Below are 4029 nucleotides of genomic sequence, written 5' to 3'. Positions count from 1 at the left end.
ACTTCGAACAGGCGCCCCACCCGGACCTTGACGCGGGGCGTCTGCTCTACGTCGGTATTGCTCCGAGGTATATGGCGACCAAGACGAGCAAACAGAACCTGCGCAAGCGGGTGCGGTACCACTACCGGGGCAATGCGGCGGGCTCGACGCTGCGTCTCACCCTCGGTTGCCTGCTCGGACTTGAACTGCGTCGTGTCGGCAGCGGCACGCGGATGACCTTCGGCAAGGACGGCGAAGCCGACCTGAGCAAGTGGATGGCGGACAACGCGCGGGTGTGCTGGATCGAGCAGGACGAGCCGTGGGCCCTGGAGTCACAGCTCATCTCCCGGCTCGACCTACCGCTGAACCTCCAGCAGAACAGCCACAACGCATTCCACGCCCGCTTGACGGAGATCCGCGCACAAGCGCGAAGCCGAGCACGCGAGTTGCCTGTCAGCAAGTAGGTAGCCCGAGAGACCTCCCCTGTGCCGCCAACTGCTCGGTCAAACCACGCTCAGACCCCGAAGCAACCCCGCTCGGGCTGTTCCCTCACCTCCGCCTGCGCACCCGCAGCACGCAGCTCGGCCGCTGCGGCCTCGGCGACTTCCTGCGGGACGCCGTCGAGGATCACCGCGGGACCCCGGGTCACGCGCACTTTGCTGTGCCACAGGCTCAGCCCGGTGAGGCGACGCACGGCCTGGGCGACGTCCAGCACGCGGGGGCCCGGTTCGACAAGCACGACGTCATTGGGCACGTCATCGCACACGAGCAAGAAGTACTCATCCGCCATGACTCTCCCCTCGTCCCCCTGCAGCGGAGATTACGGTCTCTCAACGCCGGTCTCCATCCCTCTCTGACCGCCCCACACCAGGCGAGCCGTGCGCGAACCACCAGACGAAGGCAGAGGTGGAATGATCCCGCAGTGTCGTACGCCGCCCAGGAGGGATCATATGAATGTCGCGATAGCGGTGGGGGCTCCCAAGGGGTATCTGGACTATCTGGCGATCGACGGCGCGCGGTTCTGTGTGGAGATGGCCCGCACGAGTTTCGGCGGCCCGCCCGTTGGATTCTGGTTGTTCCAGCGGAAGCCGGTTCGGGTTCCGCTGCCCGGGCCGGAAGACCTGTCGAACTGGGTCGACGAGTGGTTCGCCGGGGACGACCCGGTCGACGCCATGCGGGGTGAGGGGCGCGGCAACGCAGCCGGGCGTCTGGTGAAGAAGCACAAGGCCTTCGGACCGGGGAGTTTCACGCTCGCCCCGACGCTGGAGGCGATCATCGCGGCGACGGGTGATCAGTCCGGCCACACGCTCGGCGTAGTCGTGCTGACCTCCGCACCCAGCGACGGCGCCGCCATCATCGCCACGTTGAAGCAGGCCGCCCGGTATCCCGTCTTCTGGGTGTTCATCGGGGCGGATGCTGACATCGAGCGTGTTCTGCACCTCGGCGCGCTCGACACCCTGGGAAAGCGCCGCGGCGACCCGGAGAACGTCCTGGTCCTCAAGACGCACTGGTGGAGGTCGGAGTTCGGCGCGTGGTGGCGGACCCGGCAGATCAAAAGGGCCTCGGCCCGCTGGCGCCGCCGCGTCTCGTTGGGCTGAGTTGCCTCACGCCGGGGCTGCTTCGGGGCAAACCCCGGAGCAATTTCCTCCAGCACAGCGAACGGCTTTCGGGGCGATGGCGCTGAATGTGATGCTTCTGGTGCTCGGCCTTGTGCTGGCAGTCGTAGTGCTCGGCATCCATGGGCTGCTACTCGGGCGCCTGCCCGGTCGCCGGCAGGCGGCCCCGGACCTATCGTGATCCGGGACCGCCCGGGAAGACTTCGTGTCCGCCGGCCGTCAGTAGCGGTGACCAGGCCAGTGCGGGTCCATCCAGCGGTCGTCGCCGGGGAGTCCGAGCAACCGTATCCGGTGCTGCAGGTCCTCCGATGCGCCCGACTCCCGGAGCCGCTTCGCACCGGGGCCGAGGAGCCAGCTGACCAGTTCGGTGCGTAGCTTGTCCTCATCGTGCTCGTACCAGCCGACGCTCCACGGCAGGCTCTCTCCCAGGAGCTCGTACTCCCACTCCGCGGCAGCCTCGGCAAGACGTCGGTCGCTGAGATGGCCGGTCTGCTCTTCCCAGTCGGCAAGCCAAGGTCCGAGCGTTCCGGACGCCTCGACACACATCACGAAGACCTGGTCCGCCGGGACCACAGCATCCGGATCGGTCAGGCTCTCCACCCACCAGGCGTGCAGGAACTCGCGTACCGGGTCGGCGTGGTCATCGGGCCACTGCTGCCAGCGGCCGCGGGCGAAGGAGGAGCCGGCCTCCTCCAGCCCGAACAGGGGCTCCGCGCGACCGGCCACCAGGACTTTGGCGAACTGCGGCAGGATGCGGCGCAACACGGCCGCGTGATCGGTCCAGTCGGTGGCCTGCCAGGCCCTGCGCAGAAGGTCCGGATCCAGTTCCACATCCGGCGTCTTCAGAAGCGCAAGCTCCTCCGCACTGCCCCAGTGACACTCGCAGTTGTGCTCATCGGGACGTGCGGTCATGCCGCGGAAGGTGACGGCGAGGTTCTCCAGGGCCGCGCTGAGGCGGCGCTGGGCGGGACGGTCGGCGAGATGCAAGAGGTGCCTGGCCTTCAAGGACTCCGAACGGCTTCCACCGACCGAAGATCCTTACGTTACCCGGTAAGGCGACGTCTTGCACCGGCGTTCCTCGCTCGACTGACACACTGCGTCCCATGTCGAAGCCTGCTCGCCCACCTCTGACTCCGCGTACCATCCCCCTGCTCCGCGGCGACGAGTCGATCGGTGGTGTCCCGGACGCTACCGTCGTCGACTTCTGGCGGTTTGCCATGCCGGATCTGCGCATGAACAACACCCGTGGGTTGTTCGCCGAGTTCCTGGTGCATCAAGCGCTCGACTCCGGCCGGCCCCGCGTGGAATGGGCAAGCCACGACGTCGAGACCGACGACGGGCTTCGCGTTGAGGTCAAGGCCGGTGCCTATTTGCAGGCCTGGGAGCAGCGCGCACCCTCCCAGATACGGTTCAGCGGGCTTCGCGCTCGTACCTGGTCACCTGATGGCGGTCACGCGGAGACGAAGACGTACAACGCCGACGTCTACGTATTTGCCGTTCAGACAGCCCGTGAACACGCTGCCTATGACCCGCTCGACACCTCCCAGTGGGAGTTCTACGTACTCCCCTGTCCTGTGGTCGCGGCCCTCGGCACGGACAGCGTCGGCCTGGCCACGGTTCGCGCGACGGCCGGTGCGGCAGTGGGCTTTCCCGCCCTCGGCGAGCGGATCAGGTCGGTCGATCCTCGAAGGAGTCAGCGGTAATCACGTATCGCCTTGCTCCTGAGCGTCCAGCGTCATCGGCCCGTACCGCGCCTCCGCCACCTCAGTCGTCATTGCCCAGTAGCGGTCGCCGAAGGACCAGTGCCACCACTCCGTGGGGTAGTTGACCAGGCCCGCCGTGGACAGGGCCGCGGTGAGGGTGCGGCGGTTGTGGCGGGCCGACGGGGAGATCAGGGCGCTGTCCATGTAGCAGGCGCCCTCGCTCTCCTCCGGGCTGGCGTTCACCGGGGTGCCCAGGTCGAGTTCCGTGCCGTCTGCCGTGCACAGGGTCAGGTCTACTGCCGCGCCCGCCACATGGGGGCCCACCTCGGGCGGGGAGAGGGAGCGGCTCGTCTGCTGGTAGAGGTACTCCTCCGACCAGCCGGGGTTCGCCTTGCGCAGTTCGGCCGCGTACTCCTCGAAGTACGAGATCTGCAGGGCCAGCGGGCGGTATCCCTCCGTGACCAGGAGGCGCAGGCCCTCCGGAAGGAGACGGGCCGCCCTGGCCAGGCGCCAGGCGACGCCCTCACGGAGCTGGGCGTAGGCCCCCTCGGGGTCGGCGAGGCGGTCGTCGACGTCCACGAAGGGTAGTTCGCGCAGGTCTACGAGGGGTTCGCCGCATTCGTGGACCGGTATGCCGACGACTCTGGGATCGTTCATGAGGATGATCGACGACATGTTTGCCCCTTCATGGCGACGGTGGCGGGGCGACGGTGCAGGGCACAGCTCCGGGG

General features: G+C 67.7%; 6 protein-coding genes. 3 read left to right on the top strand and 3 right to left on the bottom strand.

Annotated elements, in window-relative coordinates; all coding sequences use genetic code 11:
- Positions 1 to 443 (top strand): GIY-YIG nuclease family protein (locus tag ACQKIP_RS41790; RefSeq protein WP_427745397.1); only part of this gene is annotated, 443 nt, incomplete at its 5' end.
- A gap of 50 nt (positions 444 to 493) precedes the next feature.
- Here the strand turns inward: ACQKIP_RS41790 and ACQKIP_RS41785 are convergent.
- Positions 494 to 769, bottom strand: coding sequence for a ribosomal protein L7/L12 (locus tag ACQKIP_RS41785; protein ID WP_365854276.1), 276 nt, complete (start codon positions 767 to 769; stop codon positions 494 to 496).
- 160 nt (positions 770 to 929) lie between these two features.
- Between ACQKIP_RS41785 and ACQKIP_RS41780 the strand changes: the two genes are divergently transcribed.
- Complete coding sequence (locus tag ACQKIP_RS41780; protein ID WP_365854278.1) at positions 930 to 1577, top strand: hypothetical protein; 648 nt, start codon at positions 930 to 932, stop codon at positions 1575 to 1577.
- Positions 1578 to 1814: 237 nt separating this feature from the next.
- Here ACQKIP_RS41780 and ACQKIP_RS41775 read toward each other — a convergent pair whose 3' ends face one another.
- A complete protein-coding gene (locus ACQKIP_RS41775; RefSeq protein WP_427745398.1) occupies positions 1815 to 2582 on the bottom strand; it encodes a hypothetical protein in 768 nt (255 codons plus the stop codon).
- A gap of 116 nt (positions 2583 to 2698) precedes the next feature.
- On the opposite strand from ACQKIP_RS41775, the gene ACQKIP_RS41770 reads away from it, so the two are divergent.
- Entirely contained in the window at positions 2699 to 3298 is a 600-nt protein-coding gene (locus tag ACQKIP_RS41770; RefSeq protein ID WP_365854282.1) for a hypothetical protein, read from the top strand.
- On the opposite strand, the gene ACQKIP_RS41765 is transcribed toward ACQKIP_RS41770, so the two are convergent.
- Complete coding sequence (locus ACQKIP_RS41765; RefSeq protein WP_365854284.1) at positions 3299 to 3973, bottom strand: M15 family metallopeptidase; 675 nt, start codon at positions 3971 to 3973, stop codon at positions 3299 to 3301.
- Positions 3974 to 4029: the final 56 nt, after the last annotated feature.

The organism is Streptomyces sp. NPDC059900 (genome assembly GCF_050270335.1).
Taxonomy (GTDB): Bacteria; Actinomycetota; Actinomycetes; order Streptomycetales; family Streptomycetaceae; genus Streptomyces.
The sequence above is the reverse complement of the archived record's forward strand: the minus strand, read 5'-3'. Positions and strand labels throughout refer to the sequence as shown.

Bases quoted from the DNA above. Each gene is read 5' to 3' on its own strand.
- ACQKIP_RS41780 (WP_365854278.1), top strand. From the start codon at position 930: ATGAATGTCGCGATAGCGGTGGGGGCTCCCAAGGGGTATCTGGACTAT.
- ACQKIP_RS41785 (WP_365854276.1), bottom strand. From the start codon at position 769: ATGGCGGATGAGTACTTCTTGCTCGTGTGCGATGACGTGCCCAATGAC.
- ACQKIP_RS41765 (WP_365854284.1), bottom strand. From the start codon at position 3,973: ATGTCGTCGATCATCCTCATGAACGATCCCAGAGTCGTCGGCATACCG.
- ACQKIP_RS41770 (WP_365854282.1), top strand. From the start codon at position 2,699: ATGTCGAAGCCTGCTCGCCCACCTCTGACTCCGCGTACCATCCCCCTG.